This is a genomic window from Sorangium sp. So ce1014, from assembly GCF_051521505.1.
In the GTDB taxonomy this organism is placed as follows: domain Bacteria; phylum Myxococcota_A; class Polyangia; order Polyangiales; family Polyangiaceae; genus Sorangium.
The window spans coordinates 4,435,781-4,462,503 of sequence record NZ_CP150356.1; the positions used below are offsets into that span (position 1 = coordinate 4,435,781).

Annotated in this window: 18 protein-coding genes and 1 pseudogene; 3 read left to right on the forward strand and 16 right to left on the reverse strand. The window is 70.5% G+C overall.

The features are described 5' to 3' along the window. Positions 1 to 11: 11 nt before the first annotated feature. From WME75_RS16840 to WME75_RS16885, 10 genes are all read right to left on the reverse strand, one after another. Entirely contained in the window at positions 12 to 470 is a 459-nt protein-coding gene (locus tag WME75_RS16840; RefSeq protein WP_437491988.1) for a hypothetical protein, read from the reverse strand. Beyond that, complete coding sequence (locus WME75_RS16845; protein WP_437491990.1) at positions 467 to 2,650, reverse strand: type VI secretion system Vgr family protein; 2,184 nt, start codon at positions 2,648 to 2,650, stop codon at positions 467 to 469. Before WME75_RS16845 ends, WME75_RS16840 begins: the two co-directional genes overlap by 4 nt. Then, complete coding sequence (locus WME75_RS16850) at positions 2,647 to 4,848, reverse strand: type VI secretion system Vgr family protein (RefSeq protein ID WP_437491992.1); 2,202 nt, start codon at positions 4,846 to 4,848, stop codon at positions 2,647 to 2,649. Before WME75_RS16850 ends, WME75_RS16845 begins: the two co-directional genes overlap by 4 nt. Then, complete coding sequence (locus WME75_RS16855) at positions 4,845 to 5,417, reverse strand: hypothetical protein (RefSeq protein ID WP_437491994.1); 573 nt, start codon at positions 5,415 to 5,417, stop codon at positions 4,845 to 4,847. The genes WME75_RS16850 and WME75_RS16855 overlap by 4 nt, the downstream gene beginning before the upstream one ends. Continuing rightward, the gene (locus WME75_RS16860; RefSeq protein ID WP_437491996.1) at positions 5,404 to 6,399 is read right to left on the reverse strand and encodes a DUF2169 family type VI secretion system accessory protein; all 996 of its coding nucleotides are present in this window, start codon (positions 6,397 to 6,399) and stop codon (positions 5,404 to 5,406) included. Before WME75_RS16860 ends, WME75_RS16855 begins: the two co-directional genes overlap by 14 nt. A 216-nt stretch (positions 6,400 to 6,615) precedes the next feature. Then, positions 6,616 to 7,185, reverse strand: coding sequence for a HipA domain-containing protein (locus WME75_RS16865; RefSeq protein ID WP_437491998.1), 570 nt, complete (start codon positions 7,183 to 7,185; stop codon positions 6,616 to 6,618). Then, positions 7,182 to 8,786 (reverse strand): DUF262 domain-containing protein, encoded by a 1,605-nt coding sequence (locus WME75_RS16870; RefSeq protein ID WP_437491999.1) that lies wholly within the window; start codon positions 8,784 to 8,786, stop codon positions 7,182 to 7,184. The genes WME75_RS16865 and WME75_RS16870 overlap by 4 nt, the downstream gene beginning before the upstream one ends. Before the next feature lie 75 nt (positions 8,787 to 8,861). Next, complete coding sequence (locus WME75_RS16875) at positions 8,862 to 14,951, reverse strand: AAA family ATPase (RefSeq protein WP_437492001.1); 6,090 nt, start codon at positions 14,949 to 14,951, stop codon at positions 8,862 to 8,864. 105 nt (positions 14,952 to 15,056) lie between these two features. Beyond that, entirely contained in the window at positions 15,057 to 16,031 is a 975-nt protein-coding gene (locus tag WME75_RS16880; protein ID WP_437492003.1) for a response regulator, read from the reverse strand. 150 nt (positions 16,032 to 16,181) lie between these two features. Then, on the reverse strand, positions 16,182 to 17,042 hold the full coding sequence (locus tag WME75_RS16885) for an SDR family NAD(P)-dependent oxidoreductase (protein ID WP_437492005.1): 861 nt from the start codon (positions 17,040 to 17,042) through the stop codon (positions 16,182 to 16,184). Between the two features lie 411 nt (positions 17,043 to 17,453). Between WME75_RS16885 and WME75_RS16890 the strand changes: the two genes are divergently transcribed. Next, complete coding sequence (locus tag WME75_RS16890; protein WP_437492007.1) at positions 17,454 to 18,860, forward strand: spondin domain-containing protein; 1,407 nt, start codon at positions 17,454 to 17,456, stop codon at positions 18,858 to 18,860. Between the two features lie 177 nt (positions 18,861 to 19,037). Here WME75_RS16890 and WME75_RS16895 read toward each other — a convergent pair whose 3' ends face one another. Further along, positions 19,038 to 20,147 (reverse strand): glycosyl hydrolase 53 family protein, encoded by a 1,110-nt coding sequence (locus WME75_RS16895; protein WP_437492008.1) that lies wholly within the window; start codon positions 20,145 to 20,147, stop codon positions 19,038 to 19,040. A 172-nt stretch (positions 20,148 to 20,319) separates the two neighbouring features. Here WME75_RS16895 and WME75_RS16900 point away from each other — a divergent pair, with 172 nt between their 5' ends. After that, complete coding sequence (locus tag WME75_RS16900; protein ID WP_437492010.1) at positions 20,320 to 20,517, forward strand: hypothetical protein; 198 nt, start codon at positions 20,320 to 20,322, stop codon at positions 20,515 to 20,517. 72 nt (positions 20,518 to 20,589) lie between these two features. Here WME75_RS16900 and WME75_RS16905 read toward each other — a convergent pair whose 3' ends face one another. Both WME75_RS16905 and WME75_RS16910 read right to left on the reverse strand, forming a co-directional pair. Then, positions 20,590 to 21,936, reverse strand: a complete 1,347-nt coding sequence (locus WME75_RS16905; protein ID WP_437492012.1) for a hypothetical protein — start codon at positions 21,934 to 21,936, stop codon at positions 20,590 to 20,592. A gap of 48 nt (positions 21,937 to 21,984) precedes the next feature. After that, entirely contained in the window at positions 21,985 to 23,022 is a 1,038-nt protein-coding gene (locus tag WME75_RS16910) for a hypothetical protein (protein WP_437492014.1), read from the reverse strand. Between the two features lie 338 nt (positions 23,023 to 23,360). On the opposite strand from WME75_RS16910, the gene WME75_RS16915 reads away from it, so the two are divergent. Beyond that, positions 23,361 to 23,687, forward strand: a complete 327-nt coding sequence (locus tag WME75_RS16915) for a DUF2399 domain-containing protein (RefSeq protein ID WP_437494851.1) — start codon at positions 23,361 to 23,363, stop codon at positions 23,685 to 23,687. Positions 23,688 to 24,206: 519 nt separating this feature from the next. Here WME75_RS16915 and WME75_RS16920 read toward each other — a convergent pair. The 3 genes and pseudogenes from WME75_RS16920 to WME75_RS16930 form a co-directional block, all read right to left on the reverse strand. Continuing rightward, positions 24,207 to 25,133: pseudogene (locus WME75_RS16920) on the reverse strand (FAD-dependent oxidoreductase); the annotation flags it as partial. A 40-nt stretch (positions 25,134 to 25,173) separates the two neighbouring features. Continuing rightward, positions 25,174 to 25,710, reverse strand: a complete 537-nt coding sequence (locus tag WME75_RS16925; RefSeq protein WP_437492016.1) for a sugar dehydrogenase complex small subunit — start codon at positions 25,708 to 25,710, stop codon at positions 25,174 to 25,176. Between the two features lie 289 nt (positions 25,711 to 25,999). Continuing rightward, entirely contained in the window at positions 26,000 to 26,722 is a 723-nt protein-coding gene (locus WME75_RS16930) for a hypothetical protein (RefSeq protein ID WP_437492018.1), read from the reverse strand. Between the last annotated feature and the right edge of the window lies 1 nt (position 26,723).

Sequence of the window (26,723 nt, forward strand, 5' to 3'; positions counted from 1 at the left end):
GGCGGGCTCATCTAGGGGATCTCGACGTGCGCGCTCGCCAGCCGCACCTCGCGCGGAGCGTCCACCGTCACGGCGTCGGCCGACAGCTTCACGCGGCCGTCGGCCGACAGCTCCAGCCTCGATTTGCCTGCCCGGAGCACAAGCCGCCGCGGCGCCTCCACGACGACCTCCTCCGCCGTGCGCTCCCTCGTCTGGAGCGCGCCGAAGATCACCGCGTCGCCGCCGGCCATGCCCACGAGGACGATGCCCTGCTCGGCGAGGCACCTGTCGGCGAGCTCGAGATCCACGTCGGGCAGGACGCCCACCTCGATGGGCTCGCCGCCGAAGAGCGAGGCCTCGTACCGCCCTTCGGCGAGCTTCCTCAGCAGCTTCGCGAAATGGGCGCCGCCTCCCAGCGGCGGCGCTGTCTCCGTGCGGTGGCCGAGATTCACCACCTTGCCGGCCCGCTTCATCGTCCTCGCAGAGCTCATTTGACCTCCTCCTTCGTCGTCACGACGCTCGTCGAGTCGCCCTTGAGCTTCCCCTTCACCGTGATCGACGCCGGCGTGATCGTGACCGTGACGCCGCCCGCCTTGAGCACGATCCTCGTCTTCGCCTTGAACGACACGTCGGCGCCCTTGGCCCGGATGGCCCCGCCCGCCTTGAGCTTGATGACAGGTGCCCCGACCGTGAAATCCGCCCCGGCGTGCGCCCGGTACATCCCGGCGTAGCTCTCCGAGAGCACCGACGCGTTGATCGACACGTTCTTCGCGCTCACGGTGAGGGGGCCGCCGGCGGTCAGCGTGCTGGCGCCGAGCACGCCCATCGACGCCGTGAGGCCGCCTATCTCGGCCCACGTGCCGCCCACGGCGACGGTCGAGGCGCCGGTCACATGCCGGTTCGTGCTCTGGATCGCGACGACGTTCTCCGCGGCCCCGACGATGCGGCTCAGCGTCGCCGCCTTCATCTCGTAGTCGCCCCCCACCGTCAGCTTCCGCGTGGCGCCCACGCTGACGCTCTCGCTCGCGGCGAAGATCCCGAGCACGCCCGTGGTCGTCACGTCGCGATTGCCGCCCACCGAGTACGTCTGTCCGGACGTGACCGCCGTCACCTGCTGCAGCGTCACCGTGCTCGTGTGGTTGCCCCCGACGATGTTCTCCTCGTCCGCCGTGACGCGGACGACCTTGTCGTTCTCGGTCCTCTCGGTCGCGTCCTTCGACGCGGCGAGGTGCATTCCCTCGTTGCCCGCGGCGTCGTCGAACCGGATCTGGTTCTGCTTGCCGCTCCCCCCGGTGCTCTGCGTCCCCCAGTTGGACCGCACCTTCTGGCCCGGCAGGCTCTCGGCCGGGGGCGCTTGCCCGTTGTCGAGGCGCCCGAGCTCCAGCGGGGTATCCCCCGTCGGCGCAGGATCGTTCATGAACCCGACGAGCACCTCCCAGCCGGCCCGCGGCAGGAAGAACCCGCCGCTCAGCGGCGGCTGCACCGGCCGGATCCACGCGCTCGCCGTGTCGTCCTCCGGCGAGAGGCGATCCCAGCGGAAGCGCGCCTTGACCCGCCCCTGCGCGTCGGTGTGCATCTCGGCGCCCGGCGGCCCCATGATCGTCATCGTCTGCAGCCCGCCCAGCCCCTTCGCCGGCTGTCGCCTCGGCCGCACGGGCCGCGCCGCGGGGACCGCCATGAACTCGGCCTCGTAGCGCAGATCGCCCGGGCCATTCGCGGCGAAATCGCTGCCCCGATGCCGCACCTCCAGGATCCGGAACCGCCCGTTCTCGTCGTCCCGCGGCGCGTCCTCGAGCTCCACGATGAACCCCACCGCGACGTGCCGGCAGGTCGTGCGCGCCCGGAGGAGCACGCCCTCGGTCTGCTCCTCCTCCAGGAGGAGCTGCGCCCGCGCAGCGCCCGCCTCGGGCGACCGATGGCGCCCAGGGTACGCGAACCGCTGAAAGCGCTGCTCGCCCACCGACGCCGCCTGATCGACGGTGGGTCGGTCAGGATCGTAATCGGAGACCGCCACCCCGTCGTGCGTCACCCGATGGATCAACCGCACCTCGGTGACCACCTCGCCGGTCGTCATCCCGCCGTCCTGCACCACCCGGAGGCGCGCCCCGCCCGGGAGATCGTGGCAGGCCGACGTGTCCTGACCGAGCACCACGACGTCCTCGGACTCCTGGTGCTCGACCCAGAGCGATATCCCCTCTTCGGCGAGGATCCGCCGCACGAACGCGAGCACCGACTCGAACGCCTGGACGCACTGGATCCGTGGCTCCGGCCGGGCCGGCACGCGGATGTCGAGGGTGAGGCCCGCCTCGAGCAGCAGCTCCTCGGCGAGGGTCACCGCGTCCTTCTCCAGGAAGATGCGGTGATCCGACCCGTCCTCGAGCGGCATGAGGCGCGGGACGATCGTCAAGAGCGCGCCGACCCCCGAGGCCTCGATGGCATCGACGACCCCGTGGAACCGCCGCGCCACGTCGCGCAGCGCGTCCTTCGGCGTGATCTCGAGCGTCGCCTTCTTGCCGAGCAGCTCGTCGGGGACGAGCGCCTCGTCCCGCCCGGGAGCGACGCGCGCGAGGACACGCACGCTGCCGCCGACGTGGGTGCGCTCGAAGGCGTCGAACGACTGGACCGCGAGCGGCGGGGCGCCCTCGACGGTCAGCTCGAACGCGGCCCTCACGGCCCCACCTTGACCTTGTCGTTCTTCTTGACCGACGGCGCGTCGAGCTTGACCGTGGACGACGACTTCAGCGCTCCCGCGAGCTTCATCGTGCTCCCCCCGTTCGCCGTGAGCGTCGCCGCCTTGACCGAGATCGTGCCCGCCTCGAACACGAGCTTGCCCCCGGCCTCGATCGACAGGACACCGCCCGCCTGGAGGGTCGCCCGGGCGCCCGCGTTGAAGGCCACCTTGGCGTTCGCGGTCTCGTTCGCGGCCCCGGCGGTGATGCTCTTTCGACCCGTGGTCCCGTCGGCGTAGGCGAGGGCGGCCGTGAAGCTGCGGACGCCGCTCACGAGCTCGGTCCGCGCGCCCGCCACCGACTGGTTGCTCCCGAGCCCCGCGGTCGTGGAGAGCGCCGCGCCGATGACCTGCGTGAAGGCCCCCTGGACCTTCGTGTTGTACTCGTTGCAGCGCAGGCTGTAGAGGGCGCCTATCTGCTCGACGATCGCGCCGTCCACGGCCGTCTTGTAGGTGCCAGTCACGCCGAGGGTCTCGTTGCCGCCGATGCTCTCCGAGCGCGCCCCCTTGACGACGAGGTTCCCGTCCGCGCCCACGATGATCGATTGATTGCCCCCGATCGTCGTCGTCTGCCCGCCGTCGACGAGGAGCTGCTGCCCTTTCTGGACGGTATCCAGCCGGTTCGCCCCGACCTCGATCGAATGCGAGCCGCCGACCGATACCGTCTGATCCTTCGTCGCATGAACGAAGGTCTGCTCGCTCCCGCCGTCGTCGCCCATCCGGATCTCGTTCGTCGTCCCGCCGCCCGGCGAGGTGGCCGATTGCAGCGTGCTCGTCGCGCACCGGTCGGGCAGCGCGTAGGGCGGGGCGGCCCCGCCGTTGTAGATGCGCCCGAGGACGAACGGCCGATCGGGGTCGCCGTTCTCGTACACCACGGGGACCTCCCAGCCAACGCGGGGCAACATCTGCGGCGCCGTCAGGTTCATCTGCAGCGTCCGGACCCAGCGCGAGCTCTTGTCGTCGCCGACGCCCGAGCGGTCCCAGAAGAAGCGCACCTTGATCCGGCCGAGGTCGTCGACGTGGATCTCGTCCCCCGCGGGGCCGGTGACGATCGCGCTCTCGATCCCCGACACGACGGGGCGCGAGCGCGGGATCTCGGGCCGATACGGGGCCTCCGGGGCGAAGGGGACGAGGGTGGCGCGGCTCCTGTACGGCGCGCCGCGGGGCTGCTCCCGCGAGGCCTGAACGAGCTCGTGCTCCACGGCGGTGATCAGGAACCGGCCCGAGAAGCACGCGTCCGCGGCGCCGGTGATCTGCACGACCCGCCCGGCGCGGAGGCGCGCGGTGCCGCTCTCGCCCACGAGCGTCGAGCGATGGCGGCGGAGCTGCTCGAGGCGGACCTGGGCCCGCGCGGCCGCCGCCTTCGGGTTCACGAGGCCCGATGGGTACTCGAAGACCTCCAGCGCGCCTTCGCCCGCGTCGCCGTCCACGGGGACATCGGGGTTCTGCACGTTGATGTCGCGCAGGCTCGCCCGGGTCGAGACGATCGACCAGCTCCGCCGCAGCGCGTGGAACGCCAGCGCCATCGTGGTCCTGCCGCTCGCGTCCTCGAAGGGCACGACGGGGCTCGGCCCCTCGATCCCTTCATGGGAGCTCGGGTGATCCCCGAAGACGAGGAGCGGCGTGTCGTCGTCGCGATCGAACCAGGCGTTGATCCCCTCGTCGGCGAGCAGGCGCGCGATGAACGCCCACTCGCTCTCTCCGTATTGCACCGTGTAGTCGCGCTTCGCGTACTGCCCGGCGAGGCGCCACTTCACCTGCGAGGCGGGGAAGCCCGCGCGGAGCAGGAGCTCGGCCACGATCTCCTGGGTGGTCCTGTCCTGGAAGATGGCGTGGCCCACGCGCAGGGCGAGCCGCTCGGCGGGCGGCCCGAGCGTGATGCGATAGCGGTCCTTGCCCCGCGAATGGCCCTCGTGGGACACCTCGAGCGCGACGAGGTGGAATGTCGTCGTGAAGCCGCTCGCGTCGGCCAGCCCGAGGACCGCGTCCCTGTCGACGAGCGCCGCCGTGTCGAGGTGCGGGTCGGGGAGCAGCGCCTCGACAACGAACGCGCCGAGCTCGTTCATGGCCTCACGCCCGCTGACCCGGACGATCTCGGCGCCGTCGAGCCCTTCGAGCTGGAGCTCTGCCTGGTTGATCACGGGCGCTCTTCTACCGGCACCGGCGCCGGCGGAAAGACGAAGGGGGACACGGCGACCGCGGGCAGGGGCGCGAGCGGGCCGGACATCGCCGCCTCGGCCAGGGCGAGGACCTCGGGATCGGCCAGGCGCGCACGCCAGAGGCGCGCGAGGCGCAGCTCGTCGCCCGGGGTGAGCCCGGCGCGGCGGGCGAGCTCGCCCGGGTCGATGGCATCGAGCGCGTGGCGCTGGAACGTCATCCAGGCGCCGATGTCGCGGTCGAGCGGATCGACGGGCCGCGCCCAGAGCGAGAGCGCCCAGCCGAGCGCGTCCTCGTACAGCGCGTCGAAGCGCTCGTCGTCGCACGCGAGCGCGTCGGACACGCGCTCGCTCCAGAGCTCCTCGGCGCGGGCGAACGCGCGTTGCGGGACGTCGAGCCACGCCAGCACGGCGGGCACGGGGAGGCCGTCGAGCCGCGCCGCCTCCACGATGAGGTAGTGCCCGAGCGAGACCCCCTCGATGGGCGCGCGGAGCGCCTCGGGGAGCCGGCTGTCGGCGGGCAGGGCGCGCAGCAGGGCGTCACGCGTCGACATCGAGCCGCGCCTCCCGGAGCAGCGTGTCCCCCCGGCCGAGGGGGACGACGCGCCGGTACGTGAGCTCGACGCGCGCCGCGTCGGGCTCGAGAATGGCCGTGTCGAGCACGAGCTTCAGGGACACAGGCGGCCCCATCGTCCGGCGGAGGTGCGCGACGAGCGGGAGATCGGGGATGGTGACGTCGAACAATCCCTCGGGACACAGCCCGTGCGTGGCGATGACGTCGCCCGCCGCGAGCGGCCGATCCAGCTGCAAACCGGGGTGGGCGACGTGATGGAATCGCCTGTCGAAATCGAGCGGCGGCAGCGGCATCCGCTCGCGCTGCCAGGCCGCGTCCATCGTGCCGGACAGCGCCCGTCGCGGCAGCCACCACATCGGGATGGCGCCGAATCCGGCGGGCGCCGTCGGGTCGGTGTCCGTGATCGGGTAAGCGGGATCCTCGATGCACGGGGCCGGAGCCCCGTCGAGCTCCGAGGCCGACTTATGGACGCCGCGCCCCACGGGGTTGTGCCAGTCCACGACGGTGCCGTCCTTCGACTTGCCGCCATAGGCGCGCTCGTAGGTGATCGCGGCGCGCTCGAACCGCGCGGCCGGGGAGATCTTGATGCCGAGGCCGCTCTCGTAGAAGACCCGCTCGCCGTGCACGGTGAGCGACATCGACCGCCCCGGCGCGCGCACGGCGACGTCGAGACTCGTGACGGCCCTCGTGGAGACCGCGCTGCCGACGATCACGACGTCGGCCCCCGGCTTCTCGCACGAGACGTCGCCGGGATAACGAATGCTCGACTCGCGCCCCTCGCGGACAGCGCCCTCGTCGGTGGGGACGTCGCTCAATCGAACGGGAGCCTGCTCGTCCAGGAGCGCGAGCCCGGGGCCGCGCTTGCCATAGGTGGCCTTGACCAGGAGAACAACGACGTCGACGCCCCGCTCATCGTGCAGGGGAACCGCCAGAGCGGCGCAGGGCGTGGCGTTTGAAAACATTCGGCGGCCCCTGGCAAGCTATCCGAACGCGCAGCGGGGTACCAAGAAATGCGCCGTGAGCCGAGCATCGACTCAGAATCATTGCGCTTTCCCCGAGAGCAGCGGCGTGCCCCAGCCTGGAGGCCCTTTCCCCGTGCCCGCGCGCTCCCGCGAGCCTGCGGCCGGTGCCCAGCGCGCTCGTTGACGGTTCAGGATCGGCTATTTGGCGAGCGCGCGTCAGCGGGCGCGTCCCGACGCGAGCGGGAGGCTATCGAGGTGCCTGTCCAGGGCTTCGCGCGCGACCAACGGCAACGGCCAGTGCGCGCTATCGCTCGCGTAGCAAGCACGCATGCGCTCCACGTCCTCGACGATCCATGCAAGGACGGTGTCGAAGCGTTCACCAAGCTTCTCCGCGATGGCGGCGAAGCTCTGGCCCGTGAGCTGGCGAGCGTCATGCTGTCCAGCGATTCGCAGCGCGAGCCGCGGTGACGAATTGCCCTGGTAGGCGATGGTGCAGAGCAGGTCATAGGCGGGCGAGAGGCGGGCGCGCACGCCCTCGTCGTCATACAGGAGCGCCCAGTTCTTGAGGTGAGCGTCCTCGGTTCCACTCAAGATCATGAACACGAGGCGACGGATGAACTCGCGCGAGCAACCCGGGTCAACCGCGTGCAGCAGCGCAGCGACGCTCTCGAAAGTCGGCAAGTCGAGGTAGGCACCGGAGAAGCGGAAGATCCGCTCCCCCGACGAGGACAGCTCGATCGTCCCCACGGCGATAGGGCCGAGATGGACATCGAGAACCGTGTTCATTCAGCCGCTCCCTCGAGGAGCGCATCGATCGAAGGCCGATCATTCTGCTTCCATTCGGCCCGCGCATCGAGCACGGCCCCGAGCTTCTCCGCGAGCAGCTTCGCACGCCGTTCGAGCGCTTCGTCGTTGTGGCCGCGCGCGAGGGCGTCGAGGATCGAGGCGTCGATCGCGTGGCTCTCCCACGCGTTCGCTGGAAGCACGGCCAGTGCGGCGAGGAGCTCGCCGGCTTCGACGGGCGGATGCAACAGCCGGTTGGCCAGGCTCTGGCCGAGCGGACCTTTCACGTCCGGGGCGAGGACCGCGAAAGGCTCTTCTTCGTCGCGGAAGAGGCGACTCACGTCGAGCGGGGTCCCGTCCCGAACGTCGACAGGATCGAGGCGCGCCATGGCGGCACAGAGAATGCGCGGGGCGGCATAGTCGAGCCGGGCCGGATTGCGAACACCGTCGCCCCAGACGATAGGCTTTGCCTCGGCGGCCTGCCGCGCCAGCTCCGCCGCCGCCTCGCTCTCGGCGAGGTCCCGGATAGCCCGCAGCGCGGCGCGGAGCGGCGACCGTTCGCCGCGATGCTGGGCGTTGAGGGCGCCGCGCCAGATCCAGCGCCGAAGGAGGGTGCGTGTCCGTGGCTGCACCTCGGGAAACCTGTGAAAGAAGGCGGCAAGCATCACGAATGTCAGAGTGTAAGGTACGATGCGGACATGCATAAAGCCCGCTCCTCGCATCATTTCGACCGCGCGCTCCAGCGCTGCGCGAGCCTGTGGGAGCACCCTCTTCACGTCATTCTTGTCAAGATCGGTGGCCGTGGCGCGGAGCGGATCTTTGCCCAGGATGGTGAGCACGGAGCGCCGAATGGTCTCGACGTCGATCGCCCCGAAGCCCGTCTTGGCAATCGCGCGTCCGACGCCGGCCAGGCTGAGCTGGCCCTGCGCCCCGCGCGTGGCGAAGAAGGCATCGAAGACCTCGCTCTCCGTGAGATCGCGTCCTCTCTGGTTCGTGCGGCGGAAGACCTCGCGGGCGATCGCGACGTCATCCGTCTCGAGAATATAGCTCGGGACGTCGTACTCTCGCAGGCGCTTTCCAACGGCGATGGCCTCGCTGCGCTGCTTCTTGGGGAGGCCGACGTTTACGAGCCACTCCACGAGCTTGGTCACGTCGATTGCGGTGGCCACCATCAACCAGTGATCCGGGAGCTTCCTCCGGCTCCTCGGGACGACGCCGAAGGTGAACGTCTCCAGATCATAATAGATCGGCCGCAGCTCGCCGTCGTTCGGCAACAGCGCGGCGGCCGCCAGGGTATGTACCCGCTGCTGCCCATCCACGATCTCGAAGACGTTGCCGTCCTGAGGCGCCGACAGCTCCAGCGAACCGAGGCGCGCAGATTTGCCGTCGGCGGGGCGCTGGCGCAAGAGGAGCGTACCGATGGGAAAACCCCGTCGAATACTGTCGAACAGCGCGACCCGATCGGCGTCGTCCCATTTGAGCGGCCGCTGAAAAAACGGTGTTGTGAGCCGTCCCTCGACGATCTTTTTGATGAGATCCTCGACTTTCCAGGTTCGCAAGGTGGGGCTGGTGTCGAGTGCGAGGGGCGCGGCGCGACGGACCATGCCGCGACTATACCGACCCGACAGGTCGGGGTCGAGTCGACCGTGCGGCACCGACGGGCGCGCCGCGCGCTGTTTTCAGATCGGTGGCTCTCGGCGGCTGTCGACGAGCAGCGCGCGAACCGCCTTGAACTGAAAGCTCTTCGCCAGCGCGGAGAGCCGCGCCAGCCACGGTCTCAGCTGCTCGTCCTTTTCTTGCAACCGTTTCGCTTCCTCGATCAACTCGAGGACCCTCCCTCGGCTCGACAGATCCAGGAGCCGCGCCAGATCGTCGGGCTGCGGACGGGGCAGCGCGGCGAGCTCGGGCTCGGTGAGGGCGGCCGGCGAGGGGAGCGGTCCCCGCCGCTCCTCGCGGATCCAGGAGAGCCCCAGCGAGCGCTCCATCCGATCGAGCAGCGCCCCCGCCTCGACTGGCTTGGGAAGAAGATCGTCGCACCCGGCCTCCCGGCTTCGCTCGAGCTCGCCCCCGGCGACGCTCGCCGATGAGGCGAGGACGACGGTCCGCGCGAGCGCGGGGAGCTGTCGCAGGCGCCGGGTGACCTCGTAGCCGTCCATTCCCGGCATCGCCAGATCCATCACGACCAGGGCCGGCGTGTGCTCGGCCGCGAGCTCCAGCGCCGCCTCGCCGCCCTCCGCCTCCAGGACCAGAAAGCCGCGCGGCACCAGCAGATCGCGCAGCACGGCGCGGTTGTCGGCGTGGTCGTCCACCACGAGCACGCGACGCCGCTCGCCTTCATAGCCGGTGATCTGCTCCCACCCGAGCGCCGCGCCCGCGGCGCTCGCGGGAGGTCGCGCCTCGGTCAGGCGCAGCGTCACCGTGAAGACGCTGCCCTCGCCGAGCCGGCTTTGCACCTCGATGCGGCCGCCCATCCGCTCGACGATCTGTCGGGTGATGGTCAGGCCGAGCCCCGTCCCCTCGGCGCGGGCCACCTCGCTGCCGACCTGCTCGAACGGCTCGAAGATGCGCAACAGGTGCTCTGGCGCGATGCCCGGACCGCTGTCCTCGACTCGAAAGCGCACGGTGCGCTCGGGCCCGCTCCCCTCCAGCACATCGACCTGGAGGCTGACGCGGCCGCGCTCGGTGAACTTGATGGCGTTGCTCAGCAGGTTGAGCAGCACCTGGAGCAGGCGCTTGTCGTCGGCGTGGACGTGGGAGAGCGGCGGCCCGGAGACCCGCGAGGAGAACGCGAGCCCCTTGGACTCGGCCCGCACGCGGCAGAGATCGGTCACGGTGCCGAGGAGCGCGGGGAACTGGACCTCCCTCGGGGTCAGATCCATCCTGCCGGCCTCGATCTTGGCCAGGTCGAGGACATCGTTGATCAGCGTCAACAGGTGCTCGCCCGAGCGGCGGATGGTCTGGACTCCGCTCCTCTCCGCCGGCGAGAGCGAGGTCGAATGCTCGAGGATCTGGGCATAGCCGAGGATGCCATTGAGCGGGGTGCGCAGCTCATGGCTCATGTGGGCCAGGAAGGTGCTCTTGGCCTGGTTGGCGGCGTCCGCCGCTTCCTTGGCGGCCCGCAGCTCTCGGGTGCGCTCTTCGACCTCTTGCTCGAGGTGCGCGTTGGCCGCCTGGAGCGCCTCGGTCTTGCTCCGCACCTCGGCGTAGAGGGTGGCGTTCTCGACGGCGGTGGCGGCCTGGGAGGCCAGCAGCGCGCAGAGCTCGATCCGCGCCTGGGGGAACGCGTCGACCGCGTGCGCATGCTCGAGGTACATCACGCCCGAGAGACGCCCCTGGTGGACCAGGGGGACGGCGAGCAACGAGGGCGGCCTCCGGGATCGCAGATAAGGATCGGTGTCGAAGCGAGGGTCGGTGACGGCCTGGCCGAGCACCACCGGCACCTTGCTGCGCTCGACGTACTGCACAACCGAGCTGGGGAGCCGGGCGGAGGCGCCGATGGGCTCGTTCAAGTCGAGCGCGAGGCGCTCGGGATCGAGGGCGAGCTCGGCCTCGACGCGCAGCGCGCCGCCCTGGACCAGGGCGAGCACGGCGCGCTCGGCGCCGGCGTTCTCGGCGAGCAGGCGCAGGATGCGGCCGATGAGGGCGCCGAGGACGAGCTCGCTCGACAGGGCCTGGGTGACGCGGACGGTGGTGGCGACGTCGAGCGCCGCGTTGCCGGTCGTGTCGGTCGTGTTGATGGAGGCCGTCGTGGGGGCGCGCTCGGCGGCGAGGGCCGCCGCGGGGCCCGGGAGCAAGGTCGGATGCTGCTCGTGGAGGTGGGCGACCAGGGCGAGCGCGCCCCAGCGGGCATAGGCGTCGCAGGCCTGGCGCAGGTAGTGGGCCGCGAGGCGCTCGCGGTTCGCCGAGAGATGGAAGTCGGCGCAGAGCTGGGCGGCGAGGGCCTCGATGTGCAGGAAGCCCTGCGCGTGGGCCTGCTCGATGGCGTCGTCGTAGGCCGAGAGCGCGTCGTCGGTGCGGCCGTCGAGGCGGGCGCGCTCGGCCTCGAGCAGCCGCAGCTTGTGGCCGAAGTTCTCCGCGCACCCCTCGGTGAAGGTGCGAAAGCGCTCGATGGCGTGGTCCAGCGTGGCCAGGAGCCGTGCGCGCTCCGCTTGCGGGCGTGTATCCGCTTGCGGGCGCGTATCCGCTTGCGGGCGCGTATCCGCTTGCGGGCGTGTATCCGCTTGCGGGCGCGTGGACACGCAGCACTTCGCGGCGGCGAGCCCCCGCCAGAGCGGGATGTCCGTCACGGAGGGAGTCCCGTAGACGGCAGGACGGAAGCGCTCGGCTTCCTCGGCGTGCTCGAGGGCCCGCGTGTGCTCGCCGAACGAAAGGAACAGGTGCACCTCCAGGATGCGCGCCAGCTCGGCCACGAGCCCATTGCCCCTCGCGAGGAAAGAGCGCGAGCTCTCGGTGAGCCAGTCCTGCTCGGGGGTGGGCCTGGGACGCGTCGCGGCGCGGAGAAAGGCGGCGTAGTCTGCGACCAGCGCGAAGAATTGCCGTCCGTGGGCATCGCCGGCCCGCGCCATCAGGTCTCGCTGCGTCTCCTCCCGCTTCGCCACCTGGTCGAGCGGGCGTCCTCCCCACAGATCCACGTAATAGAGCTCGCCGAGCAGGCCGTAGCTGGTGCCCACGAAGGAGCCGGAGACGGTCGCCGCGCGCAGCGCGGCTTGATAGCAGGCCCGGCTCTGCTCCACGGGAGACTCGTGGGGCACATACAGCCCTCGAATGAAGGAGCACTCCGGGAAAAAGGGCGAGGCGAGGCGTATCGCCGCCTGCTCTCCCTCCCGCGTCCAGCGCACGCTTCCGCGGTAATCTCCGAGGAAGGCCGATGGCGCGTGGGCGAGTATCCCGATGAAGAACGGCGCCGCGGACGTCAGCGCCCCCCGCTTCATCGCCTGGTGCGTGTTGCGCACCGCCGCGAGGGCAAAGGTGGCGGGGCGAGTGCCGATCACGGCGCACAGCCCCATGGCGGCCTCGAGAGCATCGCAGAGCGAATGCTCGGGGGAGGGATCGGCGGGCATCCTGGTGAAGCCCTCGGGGTGCTGGTCGAGCCATGCATTGCACTCCCCGAGCAGCTGCTTTATCTGAGCGATGCACGCCTCGTTGCTCTCGGGGTAGTGGATGCCCTGCTCCGCGAGCGCCAGGAGCCCGAGGCGCTCTCCTTCTCGGAGCTGCCCGGCGGCGCGAAACGCGCGCACGCGCAGCTCCTGCGCCGCGAGCCTCGGCAGCGCGGGCAGCGGCCGCTCGAGCAGCGCCTGCGCTCCACAGTGCACCTCGTCGAACGCGCGCAGCATGTAGTCCGCCTCGATGCGCTCGAGCGCCATCTCCACCGACAGCTGCGGCTCGTCCTCCCACGCGCGCTCTCCCAGGAGCCGCTGCGCTTGCTCCACCAGTGTCGCTTGCAGCTTGTAGGAGCCGTTCGCCTTCGCTGCCCTCGCTCCTCGCAGGTTCAGCTTCGCCAGCTCCTTGCGCTCCCCCTCGCTCTCGAGCGCCGCGGCCCCCAGGTTCAGGTGCCTCACCATCTCCAGCTGCCTCTGGTTCGAGCCCCCCTGGCGCTCGAACACCGCCCGGAGCCTCCGGCCGATCGCGAGGTGGGTCCTCGCTCGCTGCTCCGGCGGGATCCGTTCGTAGAACGCCTGCTGTACGCGGTCGTGCAGAAACCTGTAGCGCGCCTCGAGATCGCGGCTCAGGTGCGCCAGCGATTGCGCCAGCGCCTGCGCCTCTCGGTAATGCCCATCGCTGGGGAGCACCAGCCCCGCGAGCACCGCGGGCCACAGGACGGCCCCGACCTCGGCTGGCTCCTTGCCCGAGAGCACCGTCAGCTCCTCGAACGAGAAGCTGTGGCCCGCACACGCCGCCTGTCCCAGGACGTCCTGCGTGCTCGCGGGCAGCTCCACCACCTTGCGGAGCACGAGATCCACGACGTTGTCGGTGACCGCCGCGCGCTCCACCGCGTCCTGATCCCATTGCCACGCGCCGTCTTCCAGATCGCGCCGCACGCGCTTCTGACGATGGAGCTCCAGCAGGAGCTGCCCCAGGAAGAAGGGATTGCCGTGCGTCTTGCGATGCAGCGCGCCGGCCAGCGGTTTGACCCGCTCGGGCTCGGCGGACAGCGCGAGCGTGAGCCACTGCGCCACCGACGCCTCGGAGAGCGGCCCCACGGTCAGCCGCGGCGTCGTCACGCCGCTCGCCGACACCGCCTCCACGAGCGTCCATAGCGGGTGGCCCGGCTCCGCCTCGTTGTCCCGATAGGCTGCGATCAGGAGCAGGTGCTTGCGCCCCACGTCCGTCAAGAGCACCTTGAGCAGCTCCAGCGACGCGGGGTCCACCCACTGCATGTCGTCGAGGAACAGCACCAGCGGCGGCGACGCGTCGGTCACGGCCCGCACGAAGTCGATCCAGCTCAGCTTGAGCCGGTTGTACGCCATCTCCGTCGGCACCTCGGGCACCGGCGCGAGCGCGCCCATCAGCCATTCCAGCTCCGGCACCAGGTCGGCGATCACCCGCGCGTTCGGGCCCAGCGCTCGGTCGATGCGCGCGCGCCACGACTCGAACACGGGCCTGGGACTGGCGGTCAGGTTGTTCAAGAGGCCCGAGAAGGCCTGGGCGAGCGCGGCATACGGGACGGAGCGCCCGAGCTGATCGTGCTTGCCCGCGAGGAGCAGCCCCCGGCCCGCCCTGGCGATCTCGCGGTAGACCGAGCGCACAAGGGCCGTCTTGCCCACCCCCGATGGGCCTGCGAGCAGCAGCACCTCGACCGCCCCACCCGCAGCGCGCTCGAAGGCCGCGGCGATCTCCCGGCTCTCCTCGTCGCGGCTCACCAGGGTCTGCGGGAGCGAGAGCTTGGGCGAGAAGTCCCTCTGTCCCAGGGCAAATGGCTCGATGTGGCCGCGCTCGGTCCACGCCGCGAGCGCCCGCTCGAGGTCCGAGGCGAGGCCCTTGGCCGTCTGATAGCGCTGCTCGGGGTGCTTCTCGAGACAGCGCTCGACGAGCCGCGCCACGGCGCTGGGCACGCCTTCGGCGAGGCGCAGCTCGTCGAGCGCGGGCGGCGCCTTGGCCAGGTGCGCATGCACCAGCGCGAGCGGGTCCTTGTCGAGAAACGGCCGCCGTCCCGCCAGCGCCTCGAACAGCAGCACGCCCAGCGAGTACAGATCCGTGCGAGCGTCCAGCCCGCGGGCCGTGCGCCCGGTTTGCTCCGGCGAGATGTAGGCGAGGGTCCCTTCCAGCGCGTCGGGCAGGCTCGCCTCGGTCGCCTCCTGGGCCAGCTCCGAGGCGATGCCGAAGTCGACGAGCACGACCTCGGTCCAGGTCTCATTGACCAGGATGTTCTGCGGCTTGACGTCCTTGTGCATGACGCCGGCCGCATGCACGCCCTGGAGCACGCGGCACACGCCCAGGGCCAGGCGCAGGGCAGCCTCGACGTGCAGCCGGCCGCGCTCGGCCAGCACCCGGTCGAGCGAGCGCAGGCCGGCGTCGTGCAGCACCAGCGCCACGCCGCCGCCCTGCTGTTCGAGCGCCAGAGGGCGCGCCACGCCGGGTACATCCGCGAGCCTGGTCAGGAGCTGGTGCTCGTGCAGGAGCCGGCCGACGGTGCGCGAGCTCGGCGTCATCGCGACGGGCTGCTTGACGACCACGCGCTCGCCCGACGGCCTCTTGACGGCGCGCTGGACGCGGGTCTCGAGGCCTTCATAGAGCGTCTCGCCCCATAGATAATCCACGAGCTGCATCATGGTCTCTGGTCTCCTCGGGCGAATCTGTGGCCCTGCACGGCTCTCGGCATCGGCTGATCGAGGGCAGGACGCCTCGTCGGCGTCGCGTCGGAGGTTCGAGGGGCGTCAGGGGGCGCCGAACGCGCTCCCGCGCGCCCGGAGCGCGTGCGCCACGCCGGCCTGCAGGGTGGCCTTGGTCACCAGCTGACCGAGGCCGAGGGCGAGCCGCACGAGCGCCTGCGCCACCTCGGGGCGGATGCCCGTGATGATCGCCCGCGTGCCGAGCAAGCCGAGGCCCCTCGCCGCCTGCACGAGCATGCTCGCCACGGTCTCGTCGGCCACGTTCACGCCGGTGATGTCGAAGATGAGGAAGTCGGCGCCGCGCTCGCTCGCCCCGCGGAGCGCGGTGTCGACCGCCTGCCTGGCGCGCTCGACGTCCATCGTGCCGACGAGGGGCATCACCAGGATCCCGTCGGTGATCGGGATGAGCGGCGCCGAGAGCTCGCGCAGCCTCTCGCGCTGGGCGGCGATGATCTGCTCGTGCAGCGCCGCCCTCGCGGCCTCGGACTGCTCGCGCTGCGAGAGCTCCTGCGCGAGCTGCGCGTTCGCCTCGTACAGCTGCGCCGTGCGGCGCTCGAGGGCCCGCTCGGCGGCGTCGCGCTCGCGGATCTCCTCCGAGAGCCGCAGGTTCTGCTCCTTCATGGCCCGCGTCGCGCTCCGGAGCGAGAGCTGGGTCCGCACGCGCGCCAGGAGCTCGCCTCTCTCGAAGGGCTTTATCACGTAGTCCACGGCGCCCACGCTGAAGCCCTGGATCCTGTAATGCTCATCGGCGAGCGCCGTCATGAACACGACAGGGATATCCCTCGTCGCCGGGTTGGCCTTCAACCGCTTGCAGGTCTCGAAGCCGTCGAGGCCGGGCATGAGCGCGTCGAGCAGGATCAGATCCGGCTCCTCGCGGCCGACCACCGCGAGCACCTCCTCGCCGTCACCCGCCATGGCGAGATTCAGCCCCTCACCCGCAAGCGCGCCGCAGAGCACCTCGATGTTGAGTGGATTGTCGTCAGCGATGAGCACGAGCGCAGGGGATCGGGGCGGCTGCATGACCTCTCTGGAACGGCCAGTAAGGCGTGAGCCGTTCCGACCTGTCAAGGCCTTGCGGCGCGCGAGCCCAGGTCGACAGGCATCGCGGCGATTCCCCTTACATATCCAGGGTTTGTTGTGAGATGTGTGCCGACTTTGTGGGGTGACGCCTCAGGGCTTCGCCTTGCCCGCCATGAACGCCGCGAACGCGTCCGCGTGGTCGGGGTGCCAGCGCGACAGCGCGGGTCGGTTCTGGATGACGTCGTCGGCCGCCCACTGGATGCGGCGCTCGTCCATCTCGCGCGTGACCGCGTTGTCCGGACAGAGGATGTAGAAATCGCCGCGGCCCATGCCGGCGATCATCCTGTCCACCACCTGATCGGCGGTCCACGCCTCGGCGGGCTTCTCCGGGCCTCGCGCGGTCATGCCGGTGAACGTGTACCCCGGGATGAGCAGGTGGGCGGTGACCTTGCTGCCGGCGACGTTGCGCAGCTCGTGAGCGAGCTGCTCGGTCAGCACCTTCACGCCGGCCTTGGAGACGTTGTAGGCCGCGTCGCCCGGCGGGGTGGTGATGCCCTGCTTCGAGCCCGTGTTGACGATGGCGCAAGGGGTGTCCTGCGCCAGCATCGCCTCCGTGAACGCGTGCACGCCGTGGATCACGCCCCAGAGATTGACCTCGATCAGCCGGCGCCAGCGCTCGTAGTCCTTCCACGGTCCGGCGCCGTTGCCGACTCCGGCGTTGTTCATCAGGACGGCCACCTCGCCGAACGCGTCGTAGGCGACCTGCTTCAGGCGCTGCACGTCCTCGAGCCTGGCGACGTCGGTCGGGGCCGCGCGCACGTCGGCCGCGCCGCCGGCCGCGACGGCGGCGACGCGCGCGGCGGCCTCGTGCAGCGCCGGCCCGTCGAGGTCGGCGAGACAGACCTTCAGGCCCATGCGCGCGAAGCGCTCGGCGGCGGCGAGCCCGATGCCGCCGGCGGCGCCGGTCACCACGGCCACGCGGCCAGGTGTCAATGCGAGGGGGTGGTTCACTGGGGAGCTCCGTCAGGTGTTGGTCGGGGTCGCGCCCGCCATGGCGCGACGGTCGCGGCGAGTGTAAAGGGCGCCGGCGCGTCGAGCCACGATCCTCCGGCGTGAGTGGCCACCTGACGACGCGCTGCAGAAAGCGAGCGCTGAACCCCGTCGCGTTGACGCGTTGCAAAATTCCTCCCGAGCGCGATCGTGCAGGCGTGTGAGAGGGGCGCGAAACCGACCTGCACCGGCCGCGTAGCACCATCGAACGACGCGCCACGGGCCATCGCAGGCCGAGGCGGGCGCCATGCGGGCGCCCGCGGCCGCTCCGGTCTCCGGGGCGTGTTGAAGGAACGATCGCTGCCACGCGGCTTGCCGCGGCGAGGGCGATCCAGGTCGCGTCATCTCATTCACCGCTTCTGGAGGATCGTCATGAAGGTTCGGAATCGCGCGCTGTCGGCCTTGTCCCTCACCCTCGCCGCTGCTTGCAGCGATGGCGGAGGCGGCGATACCAGCGGCGCCGGCGGCATGGGCGGGGGAGGCGCCGGCGGGGCCGCTGGCGGGGATGCGGCCACGCGCTTCGAAGTGACCCTCGAGAACGTGACCCCCGCGCGGGATTACCGGGTGGCCGGCGTGTTCAACACGCCCGTGGGCGAGGGCGTGCCCGGGCCGCTCTTCCCCGAGAAGAGCTTCGAGTTCCGCGTCGGCGCCCTGCCCGGCGACAGGCTGTCGTTCACGACGATGTTCGGGCAGTCGAATGACCTGTTCTATGCGCCCGATGGCGCCGGGATCGCGCTCCACGACGAGGCGGGCAACCCGGTGAGCGGGGACGTGACCGACCAGATCCTGCTGTGGGACGCGGGCAGCGAGGCCAACGAGGAGCCGGGCGCGGGGCCGAACCAGGCGCCCCGGCAGGGCGGCGCGAACACGGGCGCTCCGGACCCGGACAGCACGGTGCGGCTGGTCCAGGATGGCTACACCTACCCGGCGGTCGAGGAGGTGATCCAGGTGACGGTGACGCCGGAGCCGGGCAATGAGTTCACGATCCGGATCACCAACATGTCGGAGGTGGGGACGCTGATGCCCGAGGGCGGGGAGCCGGCCGCCGTGCCGCTGTCGCCGGGGCTCTTCGTTGTGCACACGATGGAAAGCCCGCTGTTCACGGTCGGGCAGGCGAACCCCGGCAACGGGCTGGAGGCGCAGGCCGAGGACGGGAACCCGATGATGCTGCACGAGGGGGCCATGCCCCGCGCGGGGCTGACCTCGCCGGCGGCGCCGGGCGTCGCGGTGGTGCACGGGGCCGCAGCGCCCCTGTTCAGGTCGGGCGAGGCGGACCGGGGCAAGGGCCTCGAAATGCTGGCCGAGGACGGGAACCCGACCACGCTCGCGGGGTCGCTGGAGGCCGAGGTCGGGGGCGAGAGCGGGGTCTCGTCGGTGCTTGTCTACAACACGCCCGTGGACGCCTCGATGCCGGGGCCGCTGCTGCCCGGCGCGAAGTTCAGCTTCACGGTGGCGGCGCGGCCCGGCGAGCGGCTGAGCTTCGCGTCGATGCTGGGGCAATCGAACGATCTGTTCTTCGCGCCGAGCGAGGAGGGGATCGCGCTGTTCGACGCGAGCGGTGAGCCGGTGAGCGGCGATGTCTCCGACCAGGTCTCGGTCTGGGACACGGGCACCGAGGCCAACCAGTGGCCCGGGGTGGGCCCTGACCAGGCGCCGCGCCAGGCCGGGCCGCAGATGGGCGCCGACGATCCCACGGACCAGGTGCGCCCCGTCGATGACGGCTATCTGTATCCTGCGTCGAACCAGATGCTGAAGGTGACCCTCACCCCGGCGCGGTAGCGGGGGCACGAGCGGCAGCGCTGGCCGCTGGATCACGACCCCCGGGGGCGCCCGGGGGCCGTTCACGCGTGACCTTCGAGGCTGTCGCTCACGCAGAGGCGGTGGTGGGCTGGGCGCGCCGGTTGCTGGCCGAGAGCGACCGGAGGTCGTCGCCGAGCCTGTCGCCGGCGAGCTCCATTACAGGCCGAAGCTCGCCTTGATGGCGTCGAACTCCGCGAAGTCGTCGCTGTTGGCCCTGTACGTGCCGCCCTGCTGCGTGAAGAGGGACGAGCCCCATGAACCGCTCTGCGTCGGCTCCCAGAAGAACGTCCCGAGCCCTCTGCCGTCCGGCAGGTCGCGCATGATCTGATTGGCCTTCGTGCGCTCTGGATTGTATTCCGCGATGGCGAACGATAGATCCGGGAATGTCTCGGCCAGGGTATTGAAGGTGTTCTGCCATACCTGAGGCTGGCCCTGAAATTCCGTGTAGCAGGAGAGCCCGAGGACGTCGAAGGCGACGCCTCGCGTCTTTGCGCTGTTGACCCACCACGTGACTCCGCTGACGTCCTCGGTGTTCTCGACGTGCAGCATGATCTTGATGGTGTCATCGACCTCCTTGACCCCGGCGATGCCTGCCTTGAGCAGGGCGGCCAGGTTGTCCCAGTTCTGGTTCGTCGCTCGCCCGGTGAGGCCTTCCGGATTGACGACCGAATTGTTGCCCCAGCAGTCTGTGCTCGCGGACGGCACATGGATGAGCATGCCCGGCGTGATCTCGTTGCCGACCTGCACCATGTCCGGGCGCGCGCCCGCGCTGACGAGCCCGGCGACGACGTCCTTCGTGTAGGCCTTCAAGAGGCCCGTCATCTCGGCGATCGACCGGGCGCTCCGCCAGGCCTCGGGGATGATCTGTTTGCCAGGATCGGCCCAGGTGTCGCTATAATGGAGGTCGAGCAGAAGCCCCATGCCTGCGGCCTTGATCTGCTTGCCGAGCTCGATCGTGTGGTCCTTGTCGCAATAGGTCTCATCTTTCGCGCAAGCGCCGCCGGTCCCGAAGGCATATCCATAGGAGGCGCTCGGGTCCACGAACGTCCGGAGCCGGATATAGTTGAATCCATGGTTCTTCAGCAGCTCGAGCATCCCTTTTTCGCTTCCATCCGTGTCCGTGTACGTCGCGCCGTTATCGACCGCCTCCTGGACGCTGGAGATATCAGCGCCCAGGATGAAGCCGGGCTCGAACGCCGGCGCGCCGCCCATTCCGCCCGCCCCCATTCCGCCCGCCCCCGTTCCGCCCGTCCCGGAGCCGCCCATACCCTCCGAAGTGGAAGAGGACGAGCTCGTTGCGACGGATACGCCTCCCCCGCTCGAGCTCCCGGCCGTCGCGCTGCTGCCGCCTCCCCCGGAGGCCGCTCCCCCCTGACCAGCGCTGCCGGCATTGTCTCCATCCGAGCTTGGCTCGGTACAGTGACAGAGAAGAAATGGGATGAAGAGCGCGACGATGGTGGCGCAGGAGGGTACGGTGGAGCGAATCGTGGACATCATGTCCACCATCCTACCCGAGCCCGGCCGCCAGCGTCACGTGGCTCGGCGCGGCGATGCGCGAGGAGCGGCGCGCGGTGCACAAGGACGGGTGGTGGAGGCGCTGCTCGAGGATCTGCGGCGGGGCGAGGGGGAGAGCTGAGAAGGGATCGCGTCGCCTCGGCTGCCCGCGCTGTCACCGTGTTCTTCGCGAGATCTTCGCGTATTCACCGGGCTACGGCGCCGGCGTGCGCGGCGGCGAGCCGTCGAGATCTGCCATCTTCCCCTCTCGCTCCAGGCGCCAGATGTCCTCGTCGGTGACGAACTCCTGCGCGAGGAGCTCCCGCGCCCGCTTGATCTTGGCGAGGAGGACCGGCTCCGTGACCGGGGTGCTCGACCCCTTGGTCGGCACGGGCGGCGGCTTCATCAGCGAGAACGTCCCGCGCGCCGCGTACCCCTCCGCCGTCTTCCCCTCGAGAAGGTACGTGATCGTGAAGACGTCCGGTTCGTCGACCGCGTCGAGCCTTACCTCCACATCGACTCCCTGCCCCGGTGGGATCTCGACAAGCCCGAGCGAGACCTCCTCGGGCGGTGAGCTGTCCGAAGCCTTCGCGTAGTGCCGCACCGCCGTGACCGTATCGATCCGCACCGGCGCGTCGCGGTGATGCCAGAGGCGGAAGGCCTGCCGGACCACACCGTCGCCGTCTTGCTCGGGAAAGCGGCGCGCCGGCGTCGCCACGAGGGTCACGATCCCCCGCTCGGCGAGGTTCTGAAAGACCATGTTCGGGATCTGGAGCAGAGCGCGGCCGGTGAGCTTCTCCCCCCCTTCGCCCCGGACCTCCACCCGGAGCAGAAACTCGGAGACGAGCGCGGTTTGCCGACGGCGCTCGTAGCTGTGGGTCACGAACGGAGCCCTTGTCTCCTCCGAATCGCCGTCGTCGAACACCCAGGCATAGCTCGCGGGCTTGAACGGCCTTGCGTGGGGGTCGTCCTTGACCCCGACGTCCACGATCCGCGCCGTGAGCTCGACCTCATCGGCGGTGTTGGGCAGGAGCCTGTGGGTGATGGCGACGATCCGCTCCGGCTTGCAGTCGTTGACCTTGTATCTCGGAACCTCGATCTGACTCATCACGTTGTTTCGCCCGAACACCGAGATCGTGGGCATCGCGTACGATCCGTCCAGATCGGGCCAGATGCGGAGCGGCACCCGCGATCCCGTGTGCCTGCCAATGACGGTGTGGAGGTATTCATCTGTCCCGTTCGTGGTATGGGAGCGCACGGCGATGAGGTTCTCCTCGCCGGCGCACACTTCCGGCTTCTCGACCTCGACCTCGTCGATGAGGGGGGCCGGATCCTCCGCGGACGCCTTCGTGCTTGCCGCGGTGGCGCTCGCCGCGGTGACGCTCGCCGCGCGTTTTGCGCTCGGCGGGGCCTCGGGCGCGCTCGCCCTCGGCGCCGCCCGAACGGGCTCGGGGGCCGTGGGAGCGCGGAGGCACCAGATCAAGAGCCCCAGCGCGGCGGCGAGCGCCGCCACACCGGCCCATCGCGTCTTTGACCGATGCGCGCCGATCTTGGTCGTCATGGCCTGAGCTCCTCGCGTCCTTGTGCTCGAACGCTCGTCAAACGCTCGTCAGTACCAGCACCCGTAGACGTTGCCGCCGGAGTTCCACTGGACGTTGTGGTTCATATCGGCGGACCAGACGGTCGCGCCGGGTTGCGTCCCCCAGGCGTGCCCGCTCCAGCCGCCGATGAGGTCGGGGCTGATGGACACGGCGACGGTCTTCGGGTCGTCGCGGACGCCTCTCCACAAGCTGCTGCTGCTGGTGTCGCACGCGTGAGAGGCCATGCAGTTTGCGACCTGATCGGCGGCCTTTCCGCAGACGTCCGCGAAGCAGGCGATCGAGGTGCCGAGCGAGCCCCAGAACCCCAGGCTGTCCTCGCAGTCGCCCCTCACCCCGGCGTGAAGGGCGTTGGCCGCGCTGGCGAGCTTGGTGTGGTTGTACGTGTACGGGGGGATGGCGCCCTGGCCGTCGGCATGGTGCGCGTAGGCCAGGAACGAGGAGCAGACCATGCCGTTGTTCCACGCCGGGCCGCCGGTCGGGGTGCCCTCGGTGCTGCGGTACTGGTAGAACGAGTACCGCACCGGGCCGCCGCGAATGCTCAGTCGAGTGAACGCGGCTGCTTCGTCGATGATCGAGGGAGCGGCGTAGTAAGGCACATCCCACCAGATGGTGTTGCCGATCGACGCGGCCTTCACGGGATCGCCGACCTGATAGGTCAGCGCGGTCGAGCCGCTCGCGCCGCTCCCGTAGAGGAAGCGGTAGATCCCGCCCTGGTTGACCTGCTCGAGCCCAGGATAGCCCTCGAGCAGGTCGCTGGGCCTGACGGGCGCGCTGCACACCGCAGGCCAGGAGTTCTCTCTCGGCTGCTTCATCGTGGCGTGCGTCACCCACTTTCCGGGGCCATGCGACAGCATCGAGTGCGTCCGGACCTCGCCGACGGCGTTAAGGACGTCCCCGATGGGCCCGGAGCCGGCGCTGAACACGGCCGCGCCGTTCGGCGCATTCCAGCCGGCGCTGGAGTACCCGCACGCCTGCTCGGCGGCGGCAGCGGCGGAGGCGAGGCACGACGATACGACGACGAGCGGCAGGACGATCGCTGGGTTCACGGGCGCACCTCCGAGCGACAGCATGGCTGTCGGGATACGAGGCAGTGACGCGGGCGCGTGGAGCGTCCCGGGCTCTGACGGACGAACGTCGCGAGCGGCCCGATGCGGCGGGCGTGCTCGCTCGAGATACGGAAGGATTCCTCGCCCGCTCTCCCCAAGCTCGGGCCGCTCGCGACGTTCGTCCGTCAGAGCCTATGGTTCGCGGGGTCGAACCGACGGACACCCCGAGGGGGCGGCGCACGCGCGGCCCCCTCATCGCAGGATAATAGTGTGGTCTCAAGAAACAATGGGCAAGCGGAAAATGGAGGCGAGATTGCCTCATGCGGCCGTGATCAAACGTGCTGCATGGTCAGGTCCCGCTGACACGCAGGACGGATTGGCGAGACCCTGGAGCACCTCGGCCAAGCGCAGCTCGAGCTTCAAACGCGAGAGCTCCCTTGCGCGGGTCGTCCGCGAGCTTGTCCGAAGGTTCCTTTCGACGGAGGGAAGGCGCCATCCTGCCATCCCATGAGATTGGGCGCCCGACAGCACCTCACGGCAGCCTGGCCGCGGTCTGGGACGACGAGCTCGGCGCGGCGATGCGCGAGGCGCGGCGCGCGGTGCACGAGGAGGGGGTGGTGGAGGCGCTGCTCGAGGATCTGCGGCGGAGCGAGGGGGTGGGCTGAGAAGGGATCGCGTCGCCTCGGCTGCCCGCTCTGCCCGGCGCCCTCGTGCTCGAGCCGGTGCTCGCGGAACGTGGCCCCGAGCGCGTCGAAGATCCGGTCGTGGATCGCGCGCGCGGCCGTCATGCCGTCGCGGGTATAGGGGTCGACGCGGTAATGAAGACGCGGCCGCGGCAACCCGAGCGCGTCGCGCTGATCGAAGGCAGGCGTGACGCGGTTGTCGGGATCGGGGAGCTGCTCCATCAAGCTGGACACGCAGAGCTGCCGGGTGCAATGCCACGCGAGCTCTGCAGAGAGCCGCTTGCCCCGTAGACCCTTGCGCACGAGATCGGCCGCCAGCACCCCCGGCCCGCCGATCGGCCACTGCCACCCGCTGTTGCCGAGCTCCACCCGGAAGGCGGCGCGCACCCCCCGAGAGGCGCTGTTCCGCGTGGCGTCGATCCCCGCCGTCGAGAGCGGTCCGCGGGGCTGCCCGAGCGCGTCCCCGGCGAGCGCCCAGCTCAGCTGGATGGGGTGATCCATGAGGTTGCGCCCCACCTGGCCGCTCCGGTTCGCGACCCCGTCCGGCAGCGCGTCGGTCCGGGACATCAGGAGCAGCTTGGGCGTCTCGATCCCGTGCGCCGCCACGATATAGACCTTGCCCGAGGCCTCGTGCTCGGTGCCGTCCGGGCGCTTGAACAGGACACGCGACACGCGCCCGTCAGGGCCGACGCCGACGGCGATGGCGATGGCCTCTTCCACGATCCGCACGCCGGCCAGCTCGGCCTTCTTCACGTGCACCGAGGCGTCATAGCGCGCCACGATCGGGCAGATCGGGATGCAGGAGTTGTTGCCGCAGCACGCGGGCCGGCCGTCGTACGCGGCGCTGTTGCGCGCCTGCGCCGTGGCGGTCACCCGATAGCCGAGGGCCGAGATCCTGTCGGCGATGCGCAGATCCGAGTAGCTGTGGGGGATGGGCGCCATCGGGTAAGGCGCGCTGCGCGGCGAGCCGAGGCTCTCGTCGCCGGCCACGCCCATCTCGATCTCGCTCTCGACGTACCAGGGTTCGAGCGCGTCGTACGCCAGGGGCCAGTCGACGCCGACTCCATGAAGGGTCTTCATCCGGAGATCGTCGGGCAGGAAGCGGAGGGCGGTCCCGAGCCAGTGCCAGGTCGTCCCGCCGACGACGCGGAGGTACGTGCTCTTGAAGAGATCCGGGCCCTCCTGCACGTAGTACCCGCCGGGAGCGCCCTCGCTGGGCGCAGGCGCGGCCACGGAGCGCGGAAAGGGGACCTCCAGCGTCTTGACCACGGCGCTCCGGAACGCGCTGGCGGCCTTGTCGCGGTCGACCCGTGGCCCCGACTCCAGCACAAGCACCCTGGCGCCCGCCTTCGCGAGCCGGTAGCCGGCCAGCGTCCCCGCGATGCCCGCGCCCACGATGACCACATCCGCTTGCAGCCTGTCCCCCATACCGAGCTCCTTCCGGGCGGCGGCAGCGCGCCTCGCCGCCTCATCCCGCGGGCGGCTCGCCCCAGAACCCCATCGCCCCGCCGCAGGTGCCCGGCGCGCTCGCGTAAGGGAGCGATCTCCACGCGAGCGAGCCCTCGTAGGTCGCCAGCGCGCGCCCGTCGGCCGCGTCGTACTCGCCCGTGTACCAGAACAGGAGGATCTCGTCCGCGAGCGCCCGCAGGCGCCCGTCGTCGAAGACGCCCCGCGCGGTCAGGTCATCGAGGGTGCACGCCGGAGCGTCGCCGACGAGCCCCGCCCTGGCATAGAGGTCCTCGAGCGCCGCGGCCTGCTCCGGACGTGCGAGGAGGCAGTCGAGGTAGATCTGCGCGTGGTCCCGGACGAGGTCGTCCACCCCGGTGAGCACCGTGGACAGGGCGAGGAACCGGTCGAGCGGCGTGGCGGCCCGGCCGCGGATCACGTGCCCCGCGAGGCCGGCGGCGGCGGCGGCGAGCAGCGCGGAGGTGAAGAGGGCGAAACGGCGCCGGCCCATGCGGACGACGGCGCGTGAGAGGGCGGTCGAGGTGCCGGGCCTTGCCATCGTTCTCTGGAGGATCCGCCCCGAATTGAACTGCTGGATGCCGCTGTTGCCACGGGGGAGGCTCGTGGCGCAGGCCATGGTGGCATGAGGGACGAGGTGCCCGGCGTCAATCGCGATCTCGCCTGGTTCACGAGGCTCGCTCCCATCCATCGTATCCATTCTCTCTCTGCGTGACCGTCTCTGCCTGATCGCTCCGTCAGGGTCGTTCGCCCGAGTCCGGCGCGATGAGATACGACCAGGCGTACAACGCGTCGACGGGCGGCTCAGCGACGGTGTCGACGAAACCGCCTCAGCTCGCCCCGCAAGCGATCATCAGCTGACAGAAGGCGACGAACATCATCGCGCCGATCGTGAAGCAGCCGAATCGCCAGCCCTTGCCGCTAGCGCCTGCTCCCGCTACCAGGAGGCCCGCCGCGCCCGGGGGCTCGGGGGACTTTTTTTTTACGGTCGGCACCCTCTTCCACCGCGCGGGCAGGGCCTCGCCGTCGAGCAGCGCCACCGGCGGCGTGCGCTTGACGATCGCCAGCGCGCTCGCCGCGCGGCTCTCCTGATGGCTGCGCTTCCAGGCGCGGATCGCCGCCTCGGGGAGCCCGAACACCTCGCCCGAGCCGTACGTCCCCGCGAGCCCGGCGAGCACGCGAAGGTGCCAGTCGGCGGGGACCGCCCCGGGCAACGACTCGACCGCTTCGGGGGGGACCGGGGGGAACCAGACCGCGAAGTGCTGGACCTGCCGTCCGGTCCAGTCCTTCCGCGCCGGATCGAGGAACCGCGCCGCCACGTAGGGATAGGCGCGCGGCTCGTCCGGCCCGCGCCCGTCGATCTCGAGCAGGCCATAGCGGGGCTCTCCGGCGCCCGCGTCGGCGTCGCCGATCATGGCCTCGAGCGTCGTGAGCCAGGCGGGGAGCGCCGGGATCTCGGGAACGCAGATGAGCTCGTAGTCCCAGTGCTCGCCGCGCGTCCTCCAGAGGAGGCGCGATGTCTCGACGAGGGGCAGCGGCGCGGGCGTGAGCATG

Excerpts from the sequence above, each read along its gene's own strand:
- WME75_RS16890 (WP_437492007.1), top strand. The coding sequence starts at position 17,454 with ATGAAGGTTCGGAATCGCGCGCTGTCGGCCTTGTCCCTCACCCTCGCC.
- WME75_RS16880 (WP_437492003.1), bottom strand. The coding sequence starts at position 16,031 with ATGCAGCCGCCCCGATCCCCTGCGCTCGTGCTCATCGCTGACGACAAT.
- WME75_RS16840 (WP_437491988.1), bottom strand. The coding sequence starts at position 470 with ATGAGCTCTGCGAGGACGATGAAGCGGGCCGGCAAGGTGGTGAATCTC.
- WME75_RS16870 (WP_437491999.1), bottom strand. The coding sequence starts at position 8,786 with ATGGTCCGTCGCGCCGCGCCCCTCGCACTCGACACCAGCCCCACCTTG.
- WME75_RS16875 (WP_437492001.1), bottom strand. The coding sequence starts at position 14,951 with ATGATGCAGCTCGTGGATTATCTATGGGGCGAGACGCTCTATGAAGGC.
- WME75_RS16855 (WP_437491994.1), bottom strand. The coding sequence starts at position 5,417 with ATGTCGACGCGTGACGCCCTGCTGCGCGCCCTGCCCGCCGACAGCCGG.
- WME75_RS16895 (WP_437492008.1), bottom strand. The coding sequence starts at position 20,147 with ATGGGCGGCTCCGGGACGGGCGGAACGGGGGCGGGCGGAATGGGGGCG.
- WME75_RS16930 (WP_437492018.1), bottom strand. The coding sequence starts at position 26,722 with ATGCTCACGCCCGCGCCGCTGCCCCTCGTCGAGACATCGCGCCTCCTC.
- WME75_RS16925 (WP_437492016.1), bottom strand. The coding sequence starts at position 25,710 with ATGGCAAGGCCCGGCACCTCGACCGCCCTCTCACGCGCCGTCGTCCGC.
- WME75_RS16900 (WP_437492010.1), top strand. The coding sequence starts at position 20,320 with ATGAAGAGCGCGACGATGGTGGCGCAGGAGGGTACGGTGGAGCGAATC.
- WME75_RS16905 (WP_437492012.1), bottom strand. The coding sequence starts at position 21,936 with ATGACGACCAAGATCGGCGCGCATCGGTCAAAGACGCGATGGGCCGGT.
- WME75_RS16865 (WP_437491998.1), bottom strand. The coding sequence starts at position 7,185 with ATGAACACGGTTCTCGATGTCCATCTCGGCCCTATCGCCGTGGGGACG.
- WME75_RS16860 (WP_437491996.1), bottom strand. The coding sequence starts at position 6,399 with ATGTTTTCAAACGCCACGCCCTGCGCCGCTCTGGCGGTTCCCCTGCAC.